The 23,196-nt window shown below is 65.1% G+C and carries 24 protein-coding genes; 21 read left to right on the top strand and 3 right to left on the bottom strand.

Annotation, left to right across the window (positions count from 1 at the left end):
* Window positions 1–55 precede the first annotated feature (55 nt).
* From gcvT to LMH63_RS16265, 12 genes are all read left to right on the top strand, one after another.
* Window positions 56–1,141 carry a glycine cleavage system aminomethyltransferase GcvT gene (gene gcvT / locus LMH63_RS16320; protein WP_109678715.1) on the top strand — a complete coding sequence of 362 codons (1,086 nt, stop codon included), beginning with the start codon at window positions 56–58 and terminating at the stop codon, window positions 1,139–1,141.
* A 126-nt stretch (window positions 1,142–1,267) separates the two neighbouring features.
* Window positions 1,268–1,660 carry a glycine cleavage system protein GcvH gene (gene gcvH / locus LMH63_RS16315; protein WP_109678714.1) on the top strand — a complete coding sequence of 131 codons (393 nt, stop codon included), beginning with the start codon at window positions 1,268–1,270 and terminating at the stop codon, window positions 1,658–1,660.
* Window positions 1,661–1,768: 108 nt separating this feature from the next.
* Window positions 1,769–3,142 (top strand): aminomethyl-transferring glycine dehydrogenase subunit GcvPA, encoded by a 1,374-nt coding sequence (gcvPA, locus tag LMH63_RS16310; RefSeq protein ID WP_109678713.1) that lies wholly within the window; start codon window positions 1,769–1,771, stop codon window positions 3,140–3,142.
* Between the two features lie 238 nt (window positions 3,143–3,380).
* Window positions 3,381–3,881: a thiol peroxidase gene (tpx, locus tag LMH63_RS16305; RefSeq protein WP_109678712.1), complete on the top strand. Its 501-nt coding sequence runs from the start codon at window positions 3,381–3,383 to the stop codon at window positions 3,879–3,881.
* A gap of 16 nt (window positions 3,882–3,897) precedes the next feature.
* Entirely contained in the window at window positions 3,898–5,355 is a 1,458-nt protein-coding gene (gene gcvPB, locus LMH63_RS16300; protein WP_109678711.1) for an aminomethyl-transferring glycine dehydrogenase subunit GcvPB, read from the top strand.
* A gap of 62 nt (window positions 5,356–5,417) precedes the next feature.
* Complete coding sequence (locus tag LMH63_RS16295) at window positions 5,418–5,723, top strand: SapC family protein (protein ID WP_109678710.1); 306 nt, start codon at window positions 5,418–5,420, stop codon at window positions 5,721–5,723.
* 240 nt (window positions 5,724–5,963) lie between these two features.
* A complete protein-coding gene (locus LMH63_RS16290; RefSeq protein ID WP_146205214.1) occupies window positions 5,964–6,926 on the top strand; it encodes a Wzz/FepE/Etk N-terminal domain-containing protein in 963 nt (320 codons plus the stop codon).
* Window positions 6,927–6,936: 10 nt separating this feature from the next.
* Window positions 6,937–8,217, top strand: a complete 1,281-nt coding sequence (locus LMH63_RS16285; RefSeq protein WP_109678708.1) for a nucleotide sugar dehydrogenase — start codon at window positions 6,937–6,939, stop codon at window positions 8,215–8,217.
* Window positions 8,218–8,367: 150 nt separating this feature from the next.
* Window positions 8,368–9,408, top strand: coding sequence for an L-glyceraldehyde 3-phosphate reductase (mgrA, locus tag LMH63_RS16280; RefSeq protein WP_109678707.1), 1,041 nt, complete (start codon window positions 8,368–8,370; stop codon window positions 9,406–9,408).
* An 81-nt stretch (window positions 9,409–9,489) separates the two neighbouring features.
* The gene (locus LMH63_RS16275; RefSeq protein ID WP_199225660.1) at window positions 9,490–10,017 is read left to right on the top strand and encodes an REP-associated tyrosine transposase; all 528 of its coding nucleotides are present in this window, start codon (window positions 9,490–9,492) and stop codon (window positions 10,015–10,017) included.
* A gap of 96 nt (window positions 10,018–10,113) precedes the next feature.
* Window positions 10,114–10,341 carry a type II toxin-antitoxin system Phd/YefM family antitoxin gene (locus LMH63_RS16270; protein ID WP_109678706.1) on the top strand — a complete coding sequence of 76 codons (228 nt, stop codon included), beginning with the start codon at window positions 10,114–10,116 and terminating at the stop codon, window positions 10,339–10,341.
* Window positions 10,329–10,721: a type II toxin-antitoxin system VapC family toxin gene (locus tag LMH63_RS16265; protein WP_109678705.1), complete on the top strand. Its 393-nt coding sequence runs from the start codon at window positions 10,329–10,331 to the stop codon at window positions 10,719–10,721. Before LMH63_RS16270 ends, LMH63_RS16265 begins: the two co-directional genes overlap by 13 nt.
* Window positions 10,722–10,818: 97 nt before the next feature.
* Here LMH63_RS16265 and LMH63_RS16260 read toward each other — a convergent pair whose 3' ends face one another.
* A complete protein-coding gene (locus LMH63_RS16260) occupies window positions 10,819–11,823 on the bottom strand; it encodes an NAD-dependent epimerase (RefSeq protein ID WP_109678704.1) in 1,005 nt (334 codons plus the stop codon).
* A 299-nt stretch (window positions 11,824–12,122) separates the two neighbouring features.
* Between LMH63_RS16260 and rfaH the strand changes: the two genes are divergently transcribed.
* The gene (gene rfaH, locus LMH63_RS16255) at window positions 12,123–12,620 is read left to right on the top strand and encodes a transcription/translation regulatory transformer protein RfaH (protein WP_109678703.1); all 498 of its coding nucleotides are present in this window, start codon (window positions 12,123–12,125) and stop codon (window positions 12,618–12,620) included.
* A gap of 66 nt (window positions 12,621–12,686) precedes the next feature.
* On the opposite strand, the gene LMH63_RS16250 is transcribed toward rfaH, so the two are convergent.
* On the bottom strand, window positions 12,687–13,259 hold the full coding sequence (locus LMH63_RS16250) for a Uma2 family endonuclease (RefSeq protein ID WP_109678702.1): 573 nt from the start codon (window positions 13,257–13,259) through the stop codon (window positions 12,687–12,689).
* A gap of 305 nt (window positions 13,260–13,564) precedes the next feature.
* Window positions 13,565–14,371 (bottom strand): dienelactone hydrolase family protein, encoded by an 807-nt coding sequence (locus LMH63_RS16245; protein WP_109678756.1) that lies wholly within the window; start codon window positions 14,369–14,371, stop codon window positions 13,565–13,567.
* Window positions 14,372–14,785: 414 nt separating this feature from the next.
* Between LMH63_RS16245 and LMH63_RS16240 the strand changes: the two genes are divergently transcribed.
* The 8 genes from LMH63_RS16240 (at window position 14,786) to gmd (ending at window position 23,182) form a co-directional block, all read left to right on the top strand.
* Entirely contained in the window at window positions 14,786–15,139 is a 354-nt protein-coding gene (locus LMH63_RS16240) for a MarR family EPS-associated transcriptional regulator (protein ID WP_109678701.1), read from the top strand.
* A 687-nt stretch (window positions 15,140–15,826) separates the two neighbouring features.
* Window positions 15,827–17,113 (top strand): oligosaccharide flippase family protein, encoded by a 1,287-nt coding sequence (locus LMH63_RS16235; RefSeq protein ID WP_109678700.1) that lies wholly within the window; start codon window positions 15,827–15,829, stop codon window positions 17,111–17,113.
* A gap of 338 nt (window positions 17,114–17,451) precedes the next feature.
* Entirely contained in the window at window positions 17,452–17,919 is a 468-nt protein-coding gene (locus tag LMH63_RS16230; protein ID WP_146205213.1) for a hypothetical protein, read from the top strand.
* Window positions 17,912–18,697, top strand: coding sequence for a glycosyltransferase family 2 protein (locus LMH63_RS16225; RefSeq protein ID WP_109678699.1), 786 nt, complete (start codon window positions 17,912–17,914; stop codon window positions 18,695–18,697). The genes LMH63_RS16230 and LMH63_RS16225 overlap by 8 nt, the downstream gene beginning before the upstream one ends.
* 15 nt (window positions 18,698–18,712) lie before the next feature.
* Complete coding sequence (locus tag LMH63_RS16220; protein WP_146205212.1) at window positions 18,713–19,966, top strand: hypothetical protein; 1,254 nt, start codon at window positions 18,713–18,715, stop codon at window positions 19,964–19,966.
* Window positions 19,959–20,906, top strand: coding sequence for a glycosyltransferase family 2 protein (locus LMH63_RS16215; RefSeq protein WP_199225659.1), 948 nt, complete (start codon window positions 19,959–19,961; stop codon window positions 20,904–20,906). Before LMH63_RS16220 ends, LMH63_RS16215 begins: the two co-directional genes overlap by 8 nt.
* 409 nt (window positions 20,907–21,315) lie before the next feature.
* Window positions 21,316–22,068: a glycosyltransferase family 2 protein gene (locus tag LMH63_RS16210; protein WP_109678697.1), complete on the top strand. Its 753-nt coding sequence runs from the start codon at window positions 21,316–21,318 to the stop codon at window positions 22,066–22,068.
* Window positions 22,061–23,182 carry a GDP-mannose 4,6-dehydratase gene (gene gmd, locus LMH63_RS16205; protein WP_109678696.1) on the top strand — a complete coding sequence of 374 codons (1,122 nt, stop codon included), beginning with the start codon at window positions 22,061–22,063 and terminating at the stop codon, window positions 23,180–23,182. Before LMH63_RS16210 ends, gmd begins: the two co-directional genes overlap by 8 nt.
* Window positions 23,183–23,196: the final 14 nt, after the last annotated feature.

Below are 23,196 nucleotides of genomic sequence, written 5' to 3'. Positions count from 1 at the left end.
TAGTACGGCGCCCTGGCCGCGGGCCGCCGCGACTTGGAGGCAGGGCAGTATCGCTATGGGTCACCGGACAGCGCTCCATGGGCGCCATCGCGAGGCGGGTGCCCGGCTGGTGGACTTCGCCGGCTGGGAGATGCCGATCCAGTACCGCTCGCAGATCGAGGAGCACCACGCCGTGCGCCGCGCCGCGGGGGCGTTCGATGTCTCGCACATGGGCGTGGTGGACATCGAGGGCGAGCGCGCCACCGACTGCCTGCGCTACCTGCTCGCCAACGACGTCGGCCGCCTGGAGGCCGATGGCCGCGCGCTCTATACCTGCCTGCTGAACGAGCAGGGTGGGGTGCTGGATGACCTCATCGTCTACCGGCGCGATCCGCAGCGCTACCGGACCGTGGTCAATGCCGCCACCCGGGAGAAGGACCTCGCCTGGATGCGGCGGCATGCCGAGGCCTTCGGCGTGAGCGTGCGCTACCGGGACGACCTGGCGATGATCGCGGTGCAGGGCCCGGAGGCGCGGGAGCGCGCCGGGCCCGCGCTGCCGATGGCCGTGGCGGAGCCGGCGGCGGCGCTCAGGCCCTTCACCGCCGCGGAAGGCGGGGGCTGGTTCGTGTCGCGCACGGGCTATACCGGCGAGGACGGCTACGAGGTGATCCTGCCCGCGGATGACGCGGTCGCGTTCTGGGATGCGCTTATGTCGGCGGGCGTCGCCCCCTGCGGCCTCGGCGCCCGGGACACGCTGCGCCTGGAGGCGGGGCTGAACCTCTACGGCCAGGACATGGACGAGACGGTAACGCCGCTCGAATCCAACCTCGGCTGGACGGTGGCCTTCGAGCCGGCGGAGCGGGATTTCATCGGCCGCGACGCGCTGGAGCGCCAGCGCGAGGCCGGGGTGGCGCGCAAGCTCGTCGGCCTGGTGCTGGAAGGCCGCGGCGTGCTCCGGGCGCACCAGACGGTGAGCGACGGCGAACACGCGGGCGAGCTCACCAGCGGCAGCTTCGCGCCCACTTTGGGGCAGTCCATCGGACTTGCCCGGGTGCCGCAGGGCTTTGGCGAGCGCTGCGAGGTCAGCATCCGAGGGCGGGCGCTGCCGGCACGGGTCGTGCGGCCGCCCTTCGTGCGCCACGGCAGGCCGCGGATCGGGTAACCCGCATGTCTCACCGATCCGCGCCCGGAGCCGCGAACCGGTGAGACATGCGGGTTAGCGACGCGGGCGCGGGGCAGCGACGGAACCCGTAACACGACACCGACTCCAATCGGCGGGAGGGAGACGATGAGCGAAGTACCGTCAGAGCTGAGATACACCCGTACCCATGAGTGGGTGCGCGACGAGGGTGACGGCACTGTCACCGTCGGCATCACGGACCATGCCCAGAGCTCGCTGGGCGACCTGGTGTTCGTGGAGTTGCCCGAGGGCGGCGGCATGCTGGAGGCCGGGGCGGCCTGCGCGGTGGTGGAGTCGGTGAAGGCGGCGTCGGACATCTACGCCCCGCTGGACGGCGAGATGGTTGGCGCCAACGAACGCCTCGCAGACGAGCCCGAGCTGATCAATAGCGACCCCTACGGCGAGGGCTGGATCTTCCGCCTGCGGGTGAGCGACGAAGGCGCCCTCGACGAGCTGCTGGATGCCGACGGGTACCAGGAAGTACTCGAGGCCGAGGAATAGACAGCGGCGAAGACGGCCCGCAGGGGCTCAGGCCGGCCGGTGGGAGCGGCGCCCTCGCCGCAAATTCCTCTCGCCAGCTGCGCCGGATTTCACCCAGGAGGTAATGTCATGCCCTTCATCCCCCATACCGAGCAGGACGTTCGCGACATGCTCGCCACCATTGGCGTGGGCGACGTCGCGGCGCTGTTCGACGAGATCCCGGCGTCGCTGCAGGGGCATGCTCTGGAGCGCGTACCGCCGCAGGTGGGCGAGATGGAGATCACCCGGGTGATGCACGAGCGCGCGCGCCGGGACGACCAGCCCGTGTGCTTCCTCGGCGCCGGCGCCTACGACCATCACATCCCGGCGGCGGTCTGGGAGCTGACCACCCGCGGCGAGTACTACAGCGCCTATACGCCCTATCAGGCCGAGGCTTCCCAGGGCACCCTGCAGCTGGTCTACGAGTACCAGAGCATGATGGCGGGGCTGATGGCGATGGACGTCTCCAACGCCTCGCTCTACGACGGCGCCTCGGCGCTCGCGGAGGCCATCCTCATGGCCGTGCGCGCCAACCGCCGCTCCAAGACCAAGCGCGTCCTGCTGCCGCGCACGGTGCACCCGCGCTACCGGCAGGTCACCGAGACCATCGTGCGCAACCAGGGCATCGAGCTGGTGGACGTCGACTATGACCGCAAGGCCGGCCGGCTCGACCCCAAGGCGCTGGCCGCCTGGGACGAGGAAGACGTCACCGCCCTGGTGGTGCCGCAGCCGAACTTCCTCGGTCAGCTGGAGGACGTGGATGCGCTCACCGACTGGGCCCATGCCCGCGGCGCGCTGCTGATCGCGGTGGTGAACCCGATCGCGATGGCGGTGCTGCAGCCGCCGGGGGATTGGGGCGAGGCCGGTGCCGACGTCGCCTGCGGCGACGGCCAGCCTCTCGGTATCCCCATGTCCTCTGGGGGGCCGCACTTCGGCTTCATGACCTGCCGCCAGAGCCACGTCCGGCAGATGCCGGGGCGCATCGTCGGGCGCACCGTGGATATGGAGGGCCGCGAGGGCTATACGCTCACGCTTCAGCCCCGGGAGCAGCACATCCGCCGCTCCAAGGCCACCTCCAACATCTGCACCAACCAGGGCCTGATGGTCACCGCCGCCACCATCCACCTGGCGCTGCTGGGCGCCGAGGGCCTGGAGCGGGTGGCCGCGGCGAGCCACGCGAACACTCGGGCATTGGTGGCCGCCGCCAGTGCGGTGCCCGGCGTCGAGCCCCTGTTCGACGGCCCCTACCTGCACGAGGCGGTACTGCGGCTGCCCACCAGGGCGGCACCCGTGCTGGACCGCCTGGCTGCCGACGGTGTGCTCGGCGGCCTGGACCTCTCGGCGGACTACCCCGAGCTCGGCAACGCCATCCTCGTCTGCGCCACCGAAAAGCGCACCGAGGCGGACGTCCAGGCCTACACCCGCGCCCTCACGGACGCCCTCAAGCTCGCCCAGCGGGCGTGACGGGGAGAAACATGGGTCGTGCGCCGCGGGCGGCGTGCGACACGGATTCCAACATGCAAACCGGGTTGATCAACACAACGACACCACGAGCACAACGGAACACAACGAAAAGAAATTTCTATCGTTGTGAATCGTTGTGCCCGTCGTGTCGTTGTGTTTAATCCCGAAGTGCGGATAGAGCAGAGCCGCGGAAGCCGCGGATGCGCTTGACCGGATACAGGAACGCAAGGAGACCTCAATGACTGCCGTCACACGGCTTGGCGATATCGTCCATCTCTCCGGTGATCTGCCCGAGGTGGGCAGCCCGGCGCCGGACTTTCGGCTGACCCGCGGGGACCTCTCCGATGTGGGGCTCGCCGACTTCGCTGGCCGGCGCAAGGTGCTGAACATCCTGCCGAGCCTGGACACGCCCACCTGCGCGATGTCGGCGCGGCGGTTCAACGAGCGCGCCGCGGCGCTCGACAACACCGTGGTGCTGGTGGTCTCCGCCGATCTGCCCTTCGCCCAGAAGCGCTTCTGCGAGACCGAGGGCATCGACAATCTGGAGCCGCTGTCGATGATGCGCGACAAGCGCTTCGCCGAGGACTACGGCGTGCTCATGACGGACGGGCCGATGGCCGGGCTGTGCGCCCGGGCGGTGGTGGTCATCGACGAGCAGGACCGCATCGCCTACACCCAGCTCGTCCCCGAGATCCGTCAGGAACCGGATTACGACGCGGCGCTGGCCGCGCTCTCCTGAGAGGAGGCCGAACACCATGCTGATCTTCGACGCCGGACGCGAAGGCCGCCGCGCGGTGGCACAGGCCCCCGCCGAGGCGGCTGCGCTTGACGACATCCCCGCCGCCCACCGGCGGCGCCAGCGTGCCGCGCTGCCGGAGGTCTCCGAGCTGCAGGCGGTGCGCCACTACACCCGGCTCTCGCAGAAGAACTTCTCCATCGACACGCACTTCTACCCGCTCGGTTCGTGCACGATGAAGTACAACCCGCGGGCCTGTAACACGCTGGCGATGCTGCCCGGCTTTCTGGACCGCCATCCCCTGGCGCCGGAGGGCTTTGGTCAGGGCATGCTCGCGTGTCTGTGGGAGCTGCAGGAGATGCTCGCCGAGGTCACGGGCATGAAGGCGGTCTCCCTCGCGCCCATGGCCGGTGCCCAGGGCGAGTTCGCCGGGGTCGCGATGATCCGCGCCTATCACGAGGCCCGCGGCGACCATGAGCGCACCGAGATCATCGTCCCCGATGCCGCCCACGGCACCAATCCGGCAACGGCCGTGATGTGCGGCTACAAGGTGCGCGAGATCGCCACCGGCGCCGACGGCGATATCGACATGGCCGCGCTGAAGGGGGCGCTGGGCCCGCAGACCGCCGGCATCATGCTCACCAACCCGTCTACGGTTGGCGTGTTCGAGCGCCGCATCGAGGAGGTGGCGACGCTGGTGCACGAGGCCGGCGGCCTGCTCTACTACGACGGCGCCAACCTCAACGCCATCCTCGGCAAGGCCCGCCCGGGGGACATGGGCTTCGACGTCATCCACATGAACCTGCACAAGACCTTTTCCACGCCCCATGGCGGCGGCGGGCCGGGTGCGGGGGCCATCGGCGTCGGCCCGCGGCTCGCGGCCTTCCGGCCGATCCCGGTAGTGGGGCGCGAGGGCGATCGCTACCGCTGGCTCGACGAGCGCGACCTGCCCCAGACCATGGGCCGGCTCTCGGCCTTCGGCGGCAACATGGGGGTGCTCCTGCGCGCCTACGTCTACGCCCGTCTGCTGGGGCGCGAGGGCATGCCGAGGGTGGCCGAGTTCGCCACCCTCAACGCCAACTACCTGATGACCCGGCTGCGTGCCGCGGGCTTTCAGGTGGCCTATCCGGCGCGTCGGGCGAGCCACGAGTTCATCGTCAGCCTCAAGCGCGAGGCCAAGGAGCTCGGCTGCGGTGCAATGGACTTCGCCAAGCGCCTGCTGGACTACGGCTTCCACGCGCCGACGGCCTACTTCCCGCTGCTGGTCCCGGAGGCCTTTCTGATCGAGCCCACCGAGACCGAGTCCAAGGAGGCCCTGGACGGCTTCGTCGACGCCATGATCGCCATCCGCGAGGAGGCGAAGAACCACCCGGACACGGTCAAGGGCGCCCCCTACACGCTCCCGGTCCGCCGCCTCGACGACGTCCGGGCCGCCAAGGAGCTGGACCTGCGCTGGAAGGCGGCGGCCAGCGCCTGACGCGGCAGGCCCGCCGCCAAGGCCAGGCTCGACGAGAGACCGGCGAGCGCTTCCGCGCCGAGATGGAGCGCACCGCCGAGTTCGGCCGCCGGCTCGCCGAGCTCGGTCTGCTGGTGAAAAAGGACCTGCAGATCACCGACGGCGAGGGCCGCCGCTACCGCCTGCAGGACTTCCGCATCGTCGACGAGGCGAAACTCGCGGGGGTCGACGACGCCACCCTCGGCGAGCTCCACGGTGCCGGGCAGCTCGGGTGGATCTATGCCCACCTGATTTCCCTCGGCAGCGCCACCCGGCTGCCCGCCCGCCTCGCCGGCACCGCGGGCAGCGACGAGCAGGCCAGCGTGGAGACGACGGAGCCCACGCCCTGAGCTGAGTGTCGGCGGCTGCTTGCCGCCGCGCGCATCCCGGCAGGGGATTCGGCGCGGAGCGCGCCTCCCACAGGCATCATCCAACCGTGGTGCTCAACCCCACCGGTAGGAGCGGCGCCCCCGGAGCGAATCCCCGATTCCGATCCGGAAAACCGCATACACCCTCGCCGCCGTCGCGCGCTTTCGCTACAGTCGGCGCGCGGACTGTAGCGCCGTCTCGGCTACGCCGGATCCAACGGAGTGTGGCGGGTCGAGGGCGCGATGACGAAGATACCGATGCCGTGGGGGCAACACGTGACGGAAGACGATCAGCGGGGCACGCCATCGACTGCGCGCCGCGAGGAGATGCTGGCTGACGACGAGATCAGCCTGTTCGATCTCTGGGACGTGCTGATGGATCGCAAGTGGGTGGTCCTCGGGGTGTTCGTCCTCGTGGTGCTCGCGAGCGGACTCTACGCCTTGAGCCGTCCGGATACGGTGTCGTTGCGCGCCGTCGTGGCGCTGGGCCAGGTCGGGCGCGACGAGCAGACTCCGTTGCCGGATGCGGCCACCGTGGTTGACGAGCTCAACCGTATGCTCATCCCGCAACGCATGCGTGAGGCGGACGGTGGGCTGGCTACGCCCGCGGCATCAGTCAGCTCTGCCCCGGCCCGGTTGGTCGAACTGACAGTCGAGGCGCCGGCGGCCGGTCTGGACGCGCATCGGACCCTGCTGGCCGACGTGGCCGATGCGCTGCTGGCCCACCAGCAACGCCAGCGCGAGGCGCTGCTCGCACCGGCTCGGGAGCGTCGCGAACGGTTGGCCGAGGATGCGGCGACCATGGAGGAGACCATCGCTGCGCTCCGTGAGCGCATGGCCGGTATGCGGGAAGCGCAGTCGGCCGTTGGCATCGGCCCGGCGGCCAGGATCGCCGCCCTGAACGCCGAGGCCCTGATCCTGCAGGAGCTCTCGGACCTGCGTCGCGAGCGGCGCGAGGTGCTGGGAGAGCTGGCCGAGCTGGAGCAGGAGACGGCCGCCGTCAGCCCGGCCAGGCTGGTCACCGAGCCCGCGGTGACGGCGCGCGGGTCCGAGCCGAGTGCCGGGCTCATCCTCGCCCTCGGCGTTGTGCTCGGCGGTATGCTCGGCATCTTCGCTGCGTTCTTTTGGGAATTCGTCGCACGCGCCAACGAGCATCGGCGCGAGCGTGGCACGGCCAGGCACTGAGGAGCACCGGATGCTGCCCGAACTCTCCAATACCCGCATCGCCATCATCGGCCTCGGCTATGTCGGGCTGCCGCTCGCCGTGGCCTTCGCCGGGCGCTACCCGGTCACCGGTTTCGACATCAACGCCCGGCGCATAGCGGAGCTGCGGCAGGGGCGCGATCACACCCGCGAGGTGTCCGCGGACGAGCTGGCCGCGGCGGAGCAGCTGACCTTCAGCGACGACGTCGCAGCGCTGGCGGACTGCAACGTGTTCATCGTCACGGTCCCCACGCCGATCGACGCCCACCGCCAGCCGGACCTCACGCCGCTGCGCAAGGCGAGCGAGACCGTCGGGCGGGCGATCCGGCCGGGTTCCGTGGTGGTCTACGAGTCCACGGTGTACCCCGGGGCGACGGAAGAGGTCTGCATCCCGATCATCGAGCAGGTCTCGGGTCTGCGCTTCAACGCGGACTTCCATGCGGGCTACAGCCCCGAGCGCATCAACCCCGGCGACAAGGCCCACCGGGTGACGGATATCGTCAAGGTCACCAGCGGCTCCACCGCCGAGACGGGCGACTACGTGGACGCCCTCTACGCCTCGGTGATCACCGCCGGCACGCACCGCGCGCCCAGCCTGCGGGTGGCCGAGGCCGCCAAGGTCATCGAGAACACCCAGCGCGACGTCAATATCGCGCTGGTCAACGAGCTGGCGGTGCTCTTCGACCGCCTCGGCCTCGACACCGAGGCGGTGCTGCAGGCCGCCGGCACCAAGTGGAATTTCCTGCCGTTCCGCCCCGGCCTCGTGGGCGGCCACTGCATTGGCGTGGACCCTTACTACCTCACGCACAAGGCCCAGGCCGTGGGCCACCATCCGGAGATGATCCTCGCCGGCCGGCGCCTGAACGATGCCATGGGCGCGCACGTCGCCTCGCAGGTGGTCAAGCGCATGATCAAGCGCGGCCTCACCCTGCCGGACTCCCGCATCCTGGTGCTGGGGCTGACCTTCAAGGAAGACTGCCCCGACCTGCGCAACACCCGCGTGGTGGACATCATCGCCGAGTTCGAGGAGTACGGCGCCCGGGTGGACGTGCACGACCCCAACGTGGACCCCGAAGAGGCCCACCATGAGTACGGCCTGGCGCTCGAGACGGATCCACAGCCCGGCAGCTACGACGCCGCCGTCATTGCAGTCGGCCACCGCGAGTTCCGCGAGCTCGGACCGGAGGGCGTTCGCGCCCTGCTCAAGCCCGACGGCGTGCTCTACGACGTGAAATACATCTTCCCCGCGGATGCCGTGGACGGACGGCTTTAGCCCCCGATTCGGCGCGGGGGCGCGCCTCCCACAGGCCTGACCAGCCGCGGTGCCCGAACGAAGCCTGTAGGAGCGGCGCCCCCGCCGTGAATCCCCCGGTATCAGCCTCGGTTAGAATCGCGGGAACCATCGCCGGCAGCCAGGCAAACCATGCCCTACACTCCCGACCCCGAGCGCTACGACGGGCGCATGCCCTACCGCCGGTGTGGCCGCAGCGGCCTCGTGCTGCCCGCCATCTCCCTCGGCCTGTGGCACAACTTCGGCGAGAACACCGCCTTCGCGGATCAGCGCGAGCGTCTGCTGCGCGCCTTCGACCTCGGCATCACGCACTTCGACCTCGCCAACAACTACGGCCCCCCGCCGGGCAGTGCCGAGGCGAACGTCGGCCGCATCCTGCGCGAGGATCTGGCCGGCCATCGGGATGAGCTCATCCTCTCCACCAAGGCCGGCTACGTGATGTGGCCGGGGCCCTACGGGCGGATGAACAGCTCCCGCAAGTACCTGCTGGCGAGCCTGGACCAGTCCCTGCGGCGGCTTGGCGTCGACTACGTCGACATCTTCTACAGCCACCGCTTCGACGCCGACACGCCGCTGGAGGAGACCGCCGGCGCGCTGGCAAGCGCCGTGCAGCAGGGCAAGGCGCTGTACGTGGGCATCTCCTCGTATTCGGTGCCGAAGACCCGGGAGATCGCCGCCTTTCTGCGCGAGATGGGCGTGCCCTGCCTCATCCACCAGCCGAACTACAATCTGTTCAATCGCTGGATCGAGGCGGATGGCCTGCTGGATGCCCTCGAGGACGAGGGCATCGGCTGCATCGGCTTCTCGCCGCTCGCCCAGGGCCTGCTGACCGACAAGTACCTGGCGGGCGTGCCGGAAGATGCCCGCGCCCGCCACAGCAAGGCCTTCCGGGAGGACTTTCTCAGCGAGGAGAACCTGGCCGCGGTGCGGGCGCTCAATGCCATTGCCGGGCGCCGCGGCCAGACCCTCGCCCAGATGGCCATCGCCTGGGTCCTGCGCGACCCGCGCATGACCTCCACCATTATCGGCGCGAGCCGGGTCGGCCAGATCGAGGACTGCATCCGCGCCCTGGACAACCCCCGGTTCACCGACGAAGAGCTTGCCGAGATCGACCGCCACAGCCACGACGGCGGCATCGACATCTGGCGTGACTCGGTAGCATCGGGGAGGTAGCCCATCTCCGGTGGGAGGCGCGCGCCTCCCACCGGAGATGGGCTACACTCCGGCGACGCCCGAACCGATGGCACGGACGCCATGCCCCAGGCACGCCAGGACGGCGGCACCTACTGCTTCACGCTCGTCACCGGCGGTGGCAGGCCGCACTTCGCCGACCCTGCCCGCGTCCAGCGCCTGCGCACGGCCCTGCGGGCGGTGATGGCGGCGCGGCCGTTCCGCATCGTCGCCATGGTGGTCCTGCCGGACCACCTCCACGCCATCTGGACGCTGCCCCGGGGCGACGCCGACCACGCCACCCGCTGGCGCGCGGTGCGCCGGCGCACGGCCATGGACAGCCACGTGCGCGGCTTCTGGGGCCGGCCGCTGGGTGCCGTGTGGCTCGAGGGCGCCGAGGCCATCCGGCAGCACGTCGACTACCTGCACTACAACCCGGTCTGGCACGGTCTGGTTGCCAGCCCCGCGGACTGGCCGCACAGCTCCTTTCACCGCTACTGCCGGGCCGGCTGCTACCCAACGGGTTGGGGCGCCGCGCCGCCGCAGGCCCTGGCCGGATTTACCTTCTCCGCGGGAGAGCCGGTCGAAGCGATACGCGAGGCGTCGCGATAGGTGCAGCGGATAGTCGGACGATGCCTGGATCTTGCGCAGAATCCCGATCAGACGTACGTTCAGCATAGCAAGCGTACGAATGCTGGAGGCCCGTCCATGATTGAGCACCTTACCCCGTCCCGCCTCCGGGCCAATCTCTACCGCGTGCTGGATCGTGTGCTTGCCACCGGGCGGCCGGTCACAATCGAGCGGCGGGGACGGCGGTTGCAGATCGTCCCGGAGGCCAGTCGCAAGCTGGACGCCTTGAAGGCGCACCCGGATTACCTGAAGGACGATCCGGAGGCCCTGGTGCACATGGACTGGTCCGGCGAATGGCGTCCCTGATCTATCTCGATACCCACGTCGTGGCCTGGCTCTATGCCCGCGGTGGATCTGCCGTACCGGAACCGGTCGCCCTCCGCCTGGAGGCGAGCGAGGGCATCCGCATCTCGCCCATGGTGCGGATGGAGTTGCAGTATCTCTTCGAAATCGGCCGTGTCGCGGAACGGCCTCTGCCCGTTCTCGATGCCCTTGGGGCCGCTTTGGGGCTGAGTCTATGCAACTTGCCCTTCAGTGCCGTGGTGCGCCAGGCGGAGGAGGAGTCCTGGACACGGGATCCGTTCGACCGGCTGATCGTCGCCCAGGCCCGGCTCGCCGATGCGCCGCTGATCACCAAGGACGCCAGCATCCACGAGCATTACGCGCTCGCCACCTGGGCGCATTGATGCCGAGCCGGCGAGCCTTGGACCTCTCAGCGGGGGATTCGCGGCGAGGGCGCCACTTGGGGCTCCCACAGGGAACCACGGGCCGAGATAACGGCCCTCAGACCCCGTAATACTCCCGATACCACTCCACGAACCGCCGCACGCCTTCCTCCACCGGCGTCTCCGGCCGGTAGCCGACGCCCTGAACGAGATCGTCGGCATTTGCCCAGGTGTCCGGCACGTCGCCGGGCTGCAGCGGCAGCATCTCCTTGCGCGCCTCCTTGCCGAGGCACTGCTCCAGCACCTCGATGTAGTGCATGAGCTGCACCGGGCGGTTGTTGCCGATGTTGTAGAGCCGCCAGGGCGCATAGCTGGTGGCGGCATCCGGGGCGTCGCCGTCCCAGTCCGGGTTCGGCTCGGCGGGGCGGTCGCAGGCGCGGACCACGCCCTCGGCGATGTCCTCGACGAAGGTGAAGTCCCGCTGGTGATGACCGTGGTTGAACACCTCGATGGGCTGATCCTCGAGGATCGCCCTGGTGAACTTGAACAGCGCCATGTCCGGCCGGCCCCAGGGGCCGTACACGGTGAAAAAGCGGAGCCCGGTGCAGGGCAGGGCGAACAGATGGGCGTAGCTGTGCGCCATCAGCTCATTGGCGCGCTTGGTGGCGCCGTAGATGGCGAGCGGGTGGTCCGCCGGCTCGTGCTCGCTGAAGGGCATCTTCGTGTTGGCGCCGTACACCGAGCTCGTCGACGCATAGACCAGGTGGGCAACCTCCGCCTGCCGGCAGCCCTCCAGGATGTTCATGAAGCCCATGACGTTGGCGTCGATATAGGCGTGGGGGTTCTCCAGCGAGTACCGCACCCCGGCCTGCGCGGCGAGATGGATCACCCGGTCGAAGCCCTCGCGGAAGACCGCCGCCATGCCGTCCTGGTCGGCCACGTCCATGCGCACGAACCGGAAGCTGTCCTGCGCCTCGAGGCGCTCCAGCCGGGCGTACTTGAGGTTGACGTCGTAGTAGTCGTTGAGGTTGTCGAGCCCGACCACCTCATCGCCGCGGGCGAGCAGCTTCTGCGCCGTGTGGTAGCCGATGAAACCGGCCGCGCCGGTGACGAGCACTTTCATGGAAGCGTCCTGCCGCTGGGGTCCCGGAGAAGGGTCGCGGAAAGCGTACCGGTGGCGGCCAGCGCTGTACACCGCACCCCCTCGAGGATGCTCTCCACTGTGGGAGGCACCGGCCGAGGCGACGGATCGGGGCGCGACCTCGGACTCGGCCATGCGCGAACGGTAGCGTCGCGCCGCTTCCGGTTGATCCGCAACGCAAGTCCGCCAACCATGCCCTTGCCTTGCCCGCTTCGCCTGACTATAAAGGCGCCACCTTCGTTCACCCTCTGAACGCAGCGGCCGCCGCCGCAGGAGCGAATATGCAGCACTGGTACGCGATCCACTGCAAGCCGCGCGAGGACGCCCGCGCCGAGCTGCACCTGGAGAACCAGGGCTACGAGGTCTTCCGGCCCAAGCAGCGCATCCGCCGCCGGCGGGGCGGGCGCATGGTGGCGCTGGTGGACTCGCTCTTCCCGCGCTATCTCTTCATCCGCCTGGACAACGTGCATGAGAACTGGGCCCCCATCCGCTCCACCCGCGGCGTCGCCGGGCTGGTGCGCTGGGGCAGTCAGGTGCCCGTGGTTCCCGAGCCCGTGGTGGAGACGCTGCGCGAGCGCACCGGCGAGGACGGCTGCGTCGCGCCGCTGGAGGCCGGGTACCGGCAAGGCGAGCGCCTGCGCATCGAGGAAGGCCCCTTCGCCGGCCTCGAGGGCGTTTTCCAGGCCCGCAGCGGCGAGGACCGCGTCATCCTCCTGCTGGAGATCATGCGCCGGGCTCAGCGCCTTGTGGTTCCGGAGACCGCCGTCGCCCGGGCCTGAGCTGGCCAGCGGCGGCTTCTTTCCCCTGTGGGAGCGGCCTCCGACCGCGAGAAGGCGCAGCGCGGCTTAGCGTAGAGCCCGACCCCAGTCGATTTCCACCCCCGGCAATACCGTGGCCGCGAGGTTGCCCGCAAGCTCCAGGATCCGAGGCTTTCCGTACTGACCCGACTGCAGCGTGTAGACGCTAACGATGCCGTCCCCGGGGTGTACCAGCCACAGCTCGGTCACGCCGGCCCGCTCATAGACGTCGCGCTTTTTCACTTGGTCGTGGCTGGCGGTGGACGGTGAGATCACCTCGATCACCCAGTCCGGCGCCCCTCGGCAGCCGCGCTCGTCAAGCTTGGCTTCGTCGCAAATTACGCTTAGATCAGGCTGCACCACGGTGTCGATCCGCTCGTCCGCCTCATGCCCCCTTGGCAGACGCACATCGAAGGGGGCTACGTATACCCGGCAAGGGTGGCCCTCAAGGGCGTCGGCGACTTGGCGGAGCATCTCGACGACGATCTCCTGGTGTCGGCGGCCAGGTGCCGGCGCCATCGCATAGGCGATGCCATCAATCAGCTCGTAGCGCTCGTCTTCCGGCCAGCGCAGATAGTCGGCATAGGTATGGCGCTGATCGTCTCTCACAGGCAGTCCCATGGCGCGTTTCCTCCGGCTTCCGTGTCGGGTAGGCCTCCAATGGTAGCGCGGCCGTTTACGGATTTCGCCAAGGACTGCACCTTAAAGACGGGAGCGCCCTGGCATCGAGGAGGGCCCCTTCGCCGGTCTAGAGGGTGTCTCCGAGGCCCGCCCGCCTAGTCCGGGCGTACCCCCCGCAGGCGTAGCTCAGATTCACCCGCCCCGATGCCGTAGCCCCTCGAACCAAGCCCGTGGGAGGCGCGCCCCCGCGCCGAATCCTCCGCGTATTCGAAGCCAACACGCACGCGCGGCTACGTGTTCGGTCATCAATCCCCCGTAAAGATCTCCCGATAGAACGCCGCCGTCGTCCGCCAGGAGTGCCGGTCCGCCCGCCGGTCATACGCCATCGGCAGATCGAACTTCGCGCCCGTCTCGTCGGCATCCGGCACCGTGAACGAGTGCTGCACTCCGGGGTAGCTCACGAGCCGCAGCTCCGCCTGCGCGGTCTGCATCTCCTCGACGAACCCCGCCACCTGCTCCGCCGGCACAAACGGATCCGCACCGCCGGTGAACGCCAGCACCTTCGCCTCGACCGAACCCGGCTCCGCCTCGATATCGCTGCCCAGGCTGCCGTGGAAGCTCACCACGCCATCCAGGTCCAGCCCCAGGCGCGCCATGTTCAGCACCACCGCGCCGCCGAAGCAGTAGCCCTGCGCCGCGATGCGCTCCGGGTCCGTCGTCGCATGCGCCTGGAGGATCGACAGCCCTGCGGCAAACCGCGCCTCCATCGCCCGCCGGTCACCGAGCGTCGCCTGCATGAAGGCCTGCGCATCCTCCGGGTGCTCCGCCAGCTTGCCCTTGCCGTACATGTTGAGCGCAAACGCCGTATACCCGAGCTCCGCCAGCTCCTCGGCACGCCTGCGGGCGTAGTCGTCCAGCCCCCACCACTCGTGCACCACAAGCACGCCGGGGCGCTCGCCCTCCACGGCGTCGTCATAGGCGAGATACCCGACGAAGGGCTCCCCATCCACCTCGTACTCCACGGACTCCGTCCGCACCTCGGCCAGCGCCGCCCCGGTGCAGAAGAGCACCACGAGAACCGTGAACGTCGAAAGCCGGATCAGTGAAGCCATCGCGAACATCCCCCGAAACGCCGCCGGCACGGCAGCCACCCATCCACAATAGCCCCCGGCGCCCGACTCCACCACGATGCCCGGGCCAAACCCGTAGCAGGTGCGCCCCCGCGCCGAATTCCCCGAAAACCGACACCGAATGCAAGCTCTTGGGCGCAGCCTCCCGGCCCAATCCCTGATGAGAGAGGGAATAGCCACGCCCCGCGCCGAGTCCCGAGAACCGTGGCCATCCGCACAACCTGCACAGGTCAGCCTTGAACCCCACACCCCACCATGCTCAAATCCGCGTTCAAAACCTGAACGCCCAAGGTGAGCCCGAAAGGCCGTCACCCCGGCGGTAGCGTGCCCGAAGGCCAAGCCCCCACCCCGTGGGAGGCGCAAGCCGCGGCGAACCCCAACTCCAAATAGCAACCCATGCCCCTCCCAGAATCCCTCTCCCTGGCCGCCCTGCGCGCCCTGGAGAAAAACCCCGATCTCACCCAACGCCAGCTCGCCCGCGAGCTCGGCGTCAGCCTCGGGCGCACTAACTACTGCGTCCAGGCGCTGGTGAGCAAGGGCTGGGTGAAGGCCGGCAACTTCCGCCGCAGTGACAACAAGCGCGCCTACCTTTACAAGCTCACGCCCGCCGGCCTCACCGAGAAGGCGCGCCTGGCCACGCGATTTCTTCGAGCCAAGGAACAGGAGTACTCGGAGCTAGTTAACGAAATTGAACAGTTACGTGCGGAGGTGGCTGCCTCGAAGGGATTTGGAGACGGGGGCATTGAGTAGAGCGCCAGCGCAATCTCAGCGGTGTCCGCTGACGAGTAGCGCGCAGCAGCTAGGTGTCCGGCCCCGGATGATTACGCACCTCGCGCAGGAACAACTAAGGACGACTTTGCTGCTAGACCTTGAGCGCCTTCTGCGAGATGTGGCGACTGCTCAATGTATACGTGGCAGTCGCGCTTGGGCGTGGCCTCCAGGTCTGTGCGGGAGTCAAACCGGTGGCTGGCAAGGGCCTCGGTAGTGCGCCCGATGAAGCGCTTGACTATCCCGTTGGTCTGCGGGTGTAGCACCGGCGAGAGCCGGTGCTCGATGCCCGTCTCGGCGCAGAGCCGGGCGAAGGGGGGCGCCGGTGGGCTGGCGGTGCTTGTGCTCGAGCGAGGTGGTGGAGACCTTGTCGTTGTCGGTGAACGACCTGCAGATGCGCAACGGCGCCTTCGCCGAGCACTGACAGCTAGCCTCCCGTCATCGGCCAACTGAGGGAACGGTGGCCTACCTGTAAACCCCGCTGACCTGTCCAAGGCAATGGCGCCTCCCGACTAAGTGATCGTGTCGATAATAGCGACAGCTAAGTCAAAGGGACTCCAAACACACGGCCGGGAATCTCTACGGAGTGATTAATTGCGCTGCCAGGGTCAAGTCGTACGAGGCTCCGCGGTGCCCAATCTAATTTCATCAATAACCGGTGGCGCCCTCGTGGCGCTCGCCATTCGAATTTACGGTGTCATGATGACACTGGGCCTGACAGTGCTGCTTACACGGGGGCTTGGCGCCAGCGACTACGGGCGGTACGCCTTCATTTTCGCAATTATTACAATTGCGAGCATACCGGCCCAATTTGGACTTCCCGACTTGGTTATAAGAGAAATATCGCAAGCGCGAGTTCGCGGCTCGCTGCAGCACGTTGCCGGCCTGACGGATTGGGCGCACAGGTTCATTACGGTCACTTCCTGCCTTGCAATAGCCGCAGTGATTAGCTCCTTGCAACTAATTGACGACGCTGCGCGGGTGAACTTCTTCGCGGCCGCGTTCGCTGCGTCTTTAGTGCCACTATTAGCGCTGGGGAATCTACGTGGCGCAATGCTTCGCGGCTGGGGCTATAATCTGACTGGACTAGTGCCTGAGCATGCAATGCGCCCAACGGCGTTCGCGCTGGCGTTACTGGTTGCGACTGTTCTTGCTCCGGAACGGTTATCCGTCCTTAGCGTTTTCGCAATACAGGCTGGCAGCATGCTTTTCGTTCTAGGAGTAAGTATTGTTCTTCTTTGGATGATGGTGCCGAACACTCTCAGTCGGTGCGGAAACAGAAATTCAAAGAAAGTGTGGTCAAAATCCGCGTTTTCCCTAGGTTCCATCTCCGGGCTGCTGGTGCTTGCTAACACGGTCGATATTGTCATGCTTGGGGTCATGTCAACATCGACACAGGTAGGTTTGTACCGCTTGGCGAGCATGGTTAGCGCGACGGTGACGCTTGGGCTGCAAACAATGAACATGTTTTCCTTACCCTATCTCGCCGGATACCACGCAAGTCAAGATCAGGCAAGCCTGACCGCTGCGATACGGCGGACATCGCAAGTTGCGTTTTTTTTCGCCGGGGCCGTCGCGCTGGTGCTCGTGATCGCTGGACCACAGGCGCTCACTTACGTTTTTGGCGCTGAGTTCTCGCCGGCATACCCGATCCTAGGGATACTGATCATCGGCTATCTAGCTAATGCGTTTTTTGGTCCTGTCGCGAGCCTTCTAACGATGGCGGGCGCCGAAACGATTGTATTGGGCGTCACCGCGTCTGGGGCTGCCTTGAACGCTGGCCTCAACTTAATGCTGATACCGGAGTTCGGCGCCGCCGGCGCAGCGGTTGCCTCCATAATCTCAATCACTGGTACGAAGGGGTGCTTATTCATAGCCGCGCGGCAGCGACTAGGAGTCTGGTGCTGTCCGCTCCCACTGCCCGCGGTAGCACCCAGACCATATAAAGGCGAATAGTTGGAATCATGGGTCGGATATTTCTTAACTCACTGCCAAAGGCTGGAACGAACCTCTTATCCAGAGCGCTGGACTTGGCCAACTTTGAATACGGGAAGTTGGGCGTAGCGGAAACGCTCTTAATAGGGGATTACTATCACGCGCGGCAACTCCTCCGGCGTTCCTTCTTCGAGCGCGACCCATTAGTCGTCGGCCTCCTAGTTCAAGCGCCTGTAAGAAGAGCATGGCTTGACCGAAAGCTCGGGGCCATATGTGACGGAGGCTACGTTACCGGACATGCTAACGCGAGCGCTGGACTCTTGGCGTTGCTTTCCAGACACAACTACACGGTTCTTCAGATGATCCGAGACCCGAAGGATGTGCTGCTGTCTTACGTCCACTACGTTGCAGGCGAGCCCCGGCATTACCTGCACGACGCGTATAAAGTGCAGTCTTTGGAAAACCGGATACGTACAACGCTAAGGGGAGGTCGAATCTGCGGCCTTGATGTTCCTCCATTTAGCACAATGTTAAGGCGCGTACAGGCATGGATTGACATGCCAAACACGACCGTGGTGCGGTTCGAGGATCTAGTTGGGCCAAAAGGCGGAGGAAGTGACGATTGCCAAGCAGCGGCGTTTGATCAACTTTCTCGGGTGACCGGCGTGCGGTTCACTCCCAGCGAAATTGCGCCGAAATTGTTCGGGAAGTCGTCCACGTTTCGTAAGGGCAGAATTGGTATGGCCGAAGAGGAGTTGTGCGAATACACCTTGCAAGAAGTAGATCAAGAGCTTGGGGGGTTCCGGGAGGCCTGGGGCTATGCGTGAAGGGACGGAAAGCCCCCTTGTTTCCATAATAACTGTAACTCTCAACGACGAGTCCGGGATTTGCAAAACTGTCCGTAGTTTGCAAGCGTGGTCCGGTGAGGGCGCGGTTGAGCATATTGTAGTTGATGGAGGATCATCCTATGCGATTGACGCAGTCCTTGGCGCGCTGAATTGGAATGGAACGCTTTTAAAGGGCAAAGACAGGGGCTTATATGATGCGATGAATAAGGGGCTGATGAAGGCCCGCGGTAAGTATCTTTGGTTTCTCAACTCTGGCGATACTATTCCTTCAGGCGACACAGTTCGAGTTGTATGTGGGCAGCTAAAGGCCAATACGCCGGATATACTTTATGGCGATAGCTGGGAGGGCAGCGAGAAAGACGGTTGGCGCTATAAGCGGGCGAAGCCTCTTTGGGCCATGCGCACCGGAATGATTACGCATCACCAAGCAATTATTTTTAGGCGAGGCTTGATTTTGGACGGCAATATTAAGTACGACCTCGCCTTTCCCATTGCTGCCGATTATGATTTCGTCCTTCGGTCACTGGCGGCGAGTGAGCGCACCCAATACTTGCCGTTGCCTATTTGTGGTTTTGAGCCAGACGGCGTTTCGCAGCGCTACCCGCTCAGGGGGCGGCGCGACCAGTTCGCCGTGCGAAGGAAAAATGGCGAGAGCTATCTAGTCGCGGCCGCCTTGTTCGGGGGTCAAACGTTAGCTTGGCTGTGGCGCCGGATGTGGCCGACGGGGTATTGGCTCTTGAAAAGGCGACTCTGGTGAGTGCGCGGTATTAGCGTGAGAGCCCTGAAACTCGACTATTACTGGCTGCTCGTTTTCGCCGTTATGATCGGTGTTTACGGGCTGTTTAGCGAGCCAACACCTGAGGCAGTGGGGCCGTTTGAGGCGGTAGTCGGAGTCTGTTTGGTACTGTTGGTGGGATTGCGCGGTGTCGCCGCGACGGTAGAAGGGTTGGTCAGTGGGGGCCGAGTTTCACTGACGTGCTATAGCATTGCGTTGTGGTACTTGCTACTGGTGCCCACATTCGGCGGTACCATTGTGGCTGGTAATAACATGACTGATGTGGCACGGGACCTTATTCCACTGCTATACATGTTTCTCTTTGTGCTTTTGGGGCCACTGGTGCGAGACGTTGACGTGGACTGGCAGGCGGTGATTGCGTACAGCTTGGTCTTCGTCGGTGTCGCTTTCACGGTCCGGTTCCTATGGCTGGAGAACGTTAGGGTTTTAGAGATAGGGCGGGGAATCCAGTTCGGCGATATGCGTTACCTTCCGATGGAGCCAGCCGTCACCTTCAGCGCGGCGTTTGGCGCGCTCGAGGCGATTCGGGCGTTGGAGCGGAGGCGATGGGTTGTTGCCGGATGGTTCGGGTTTTTAGCACTGGTGAGTATACTGCCATTGGCAGCAATGGTGGTGCGGGCGCCTCTAATGCTACTCGCGTTGGTGGTACTGTTTCGATTGGCGGTAATGATGTGGGCGCCGATGAACTGGCGATTGGTGGCAATGATTTCGCTGGCTCTGTGGCTGGTGATGTGGACGTTCGGCGGTTCGATAGCCGGCTTGGTGCTTGAAAAATTTGAGGCGGTCGGTCTTAACACAAAGGGGCTGGAGTTGTCGGCGGTTTTCAACGTCGTGAGCGGTAGTGCCTGGAATTCGGTTTTTGGTGGGGGGTGGGGGAGTGTGTATCTCAGTCCGGCGTACGCAGAGCCCGTGCGATTCGTGCATAACTTTCCGGCGTATATGGCGCTGAAAGCCGGCACGATTGGCTTTGTCATCGCGGTGTTAATTGTTTGGCAGTTTTACATACTCCGAGGCGTAATGTGGCTTATCGCAATGCAGAATTTGCGCTTCCGCGATAAGTTCAAAGGTTCGGCGGAAGGTGCGTGTCTCGTCGCGCTAACGCCTTGTATATTGGTGCAGCCGACATTTAAATCATTGTCATTCGGGCTTCTCCTCTTGTTGACTTCGGTGGGTTCTAGAGGGCTTCAGAAGTGGTCCTCACGTTCGCAGGCTGGGGGTGTACGTGAGTAGCGAAAACATTGGTATTGGCCGGAGCGGGAGTAGCCGGCTGACAGTCTTAATCCTGACGAAAGATGAGGAACTGCATATATCCAGGTGTATTAAGAGCGTCAAAGCAATCGCAGACCGGGTGTGCGTGGTTGACTCTGGGTCGAACGACGAGACAGTCGCAATAGCCAAAGCGCTCGGTGCGGAGGTTTGGGAGAAGAGCTGGGTCAATTATGCGTCGCAATTCAATTGGGCGTTAAGGAGAATTGCGGATCCAGGGACATGGGTGCTGCGCCTGGATGCGGACGAGGTGGTGTCGGCCGAATTGGCGCGGGAGGTCGGGATTCACCTGGGGTCGCTGAGTAGGGCAGTGTGCGGGGTGAGGGTGAGGCGTCGTATGGCGTTTCTAGGCCGGCCGATTAGGTATGGTGGGGTGTTCCCGATTCGGGTGACGAGGTTATTTCGGTGGGGGCATGGGTGGTGCGAAAAGCGATGGATGGACGAGCATATCGTAGTAGAAGGAGACGTTGTGGAGTTCCGGGGGGAATTGCTGGACGACAACAGGAAATCGTTGACGTGGTGGATCGAAAAGCATAATGCTTACGCGAGTCGCGAGGTTGTGGATATTTTGGGGCGGGAGCACGGGTTTCTGCGGGAGGATATGGCCAGCGGGATCCAATTTCGGGATCCGGCTAGGACAAAGAGATGGATGAAAGAGCGCGTGTACCTAAGGTTGCCGGTGGGCGCCAGGGCGTTTCTCTATTTTGCCTATCGATATGTGCTTCGCTTTGGGTTCTTGGACGGCCAGAAAGGGGCAGCGTTCCACTTTTTTCAGGGGTTTTGGTACAGGTATCTTGTGGATATGAAATTGCTTGAAGTGAAGTGGTGTATGCGATCTCAAGGCATGGAGCCGGAGCATGCAATTAGGCATGTTCTGGGGATCGACGTGTACGCCGCGCCATGAGCTATCACACACTTTTATTTGAACCGTACCGAGTATTCCGGAGACGGTTTGGTGTGAGTAACCTGGCTTCGGCCGCCGGCTCGGCTAGCCGGTGGTAAAGCTGCTTGAGCTCTAGGGGGGCAGCGGGCGATGCTTTCCATGATTGGCGGGTGGTTGTACCAGCCCATGGGCGGCGCAGTGGGAGTTCGGAGGCCTCCACGCGGCGCCAAGAACCGCAGCGCCCCCGAGTTCCGCAGCCTCGGCGATAAGCCGTGGATATGGCAGTAGGTGAAGGTGGTATTGGCAGAGGCGACATCTAGTGTGACGGTCGGGGGAGGCGCCGTGGACGCGACGGCGCTGCGGGAGTTCGCGCTCGATGACTAGGAGGGCGGCAGTGGCCGGGGCTTTGTCAGCAGTTGGCTATGAGAGAATGAAGATCTCGGTCATAACGGCGACCTACAACAGCGCCCAGCGCATCGATGGTGCTCTGGACAGCTTGGCAGAGCAGACGATGCAGAACGTCGAGCACGTAGTAATCGATGGTGGTTCGACGGACGGAACAGTCAGACGCGTGGGCAGCGCAAAAAGGGTCCCGGAGATCGTGGTAAGCGAGCCGGATCGAGGAATTTACGATGCCCTGAACAAGGGGCTCGCACTTGCGACCGGCGATGTGGTGGGATTCCTGCACTCGGACGACCGCTACGCGGACGAGCATGTACTTGAGCGGGTGATGGCCGAGTTCGTGGCGACCGACTGCGACGCGGTGTACGGTGATTTGGAGTATGTGGCGCATGGTCCGGAGGCTAGGGTCATTCGGTATTGGAAGGGCCGCCCCTACAGCCCTCGGCTGTTGCGTCGGGGCTGGATGCCTGCGCACCCTACCTTCTTCATGAAACGGCGGCTTTACGAGAAGCTCGGCGGCTTTGATGTCAGTTACCGAATAGCGGGCGACTACGAATCCATGCTCCGGTATTTCCTCGCGGGTATAGATACCCGCTATGTGCCGCATGTGTTGGTGCGCATGCGCCTCGGTGGCGCCAGCAATGGCTCCGTGGCAGGTGTCCTGCGCAAGATGGCGGAAGATTACCGCGCGATACGACATTACGGCGTCGGGGGGGCCGTTACTCTGATGTACAAAAATCTCAGCAAGGCATCACAGTTCTTCAGAGGGCGGCATGGCTAGAAGAAAGGCGTTGATAACTGGTGTGACTGGCCAGGATGGCTCCTATCTCGCCGAGTTCCTGCTCCGGAAGGGCTACGAGGTCCACGGGATTAAGCGCCGCGCCTCTTTGTTCAATACCGAGCGCATCGATCACATTTATCAGGATCCGCATGAGGCCGACCCGCGTTTCCTGCTGCACTACGGCGACTTGACCGACGCCTCCAATCTGACCCGCATTCTGGCGGAGGTGCGGCCGGAGGAGGTATACAACCTCGGAGCAATGAGCCATGTGGCGGTGTCTTTCGAGTCGCCGGAGTACACGGCGGACGTCGACGCGATCGGCACCCTCCGTCTGCTCGAGGCCATCCGGTTCTTGGGAATGGAAAAGACCTGCCGGTTCTACCAAGCCTCGACGTCGGAGCTGTACGGCGAGGTCCAGGAAATACCGCAACGGGAGACTACGCCATTCTATCCGCGGTCACCCTATGCAGTAGCTAAGCTCTACGCTTACTGGATCACCGTCAACTTTCGGGAAGCCTATGGCATGTACGCGTGCAACGGCATCCTATTCAACCACGAATCGCCACGCCGGGGCGAGACCTTCGTCACCCGAAAGATCACCCGCGCGCTCGCTAACATCGCACAGGGGCTGGAGGGCTGTTTGTATCTGGGCAACATGGACGCGAGAAGGGACTGGGGGCACGCCAGGGACTACGTCGAGATGCAGTGGTTGATGCTGCAGCAGGAGGAGGCGGAGGACTTTGTCATCGCGACCGGCGTGCAATATTCCGTCCGGGAGTTTGTAGAGACGGCGGCGCGGGAGTTGGGCGTCGAGTTGCGCTGGCAGGGGCAGGGGATCGAAGAGAAGGGTGTTGTGGTGTCGGTTGCTGGAGACCGCGCCCCCGCGCTGCGCGAGGGGCAGACCATTGTAGCGGTGGACCCGAAGTACTTTCGCCCTGCTGAGGTGGAGACTCTGCTCGGGGATCCGAGCCGGGCGCGGGAGCGTCTTGGCTGGGAGCCTACCACTAGCCTTGCGGAGCTGGTCCGGGAGATGGTCGAGCATGACCTTCACCAGGCGCGACGCCATGCGTTGCTCAAGCGGCATGGGTATGACGTTTCATTCAGCGTTGAGTAGCGCGCGTCGCTCGA

Source organism: Spiribacter halobius, from assembly GCF_020883455.1.
GTDB classification, from domain to species: domain Bacteria; phylum Pseudomonadota; class Gammaproteobacteria; order Nitrococcales; family Nitrococcaceae; genus Sediminicurvatus; species Sediminicurvatus halobius.
Note: the sequence above shows the minus strand (reverse complement) of the source record. Positions and strands in the feature narration are given on the sequence as shown.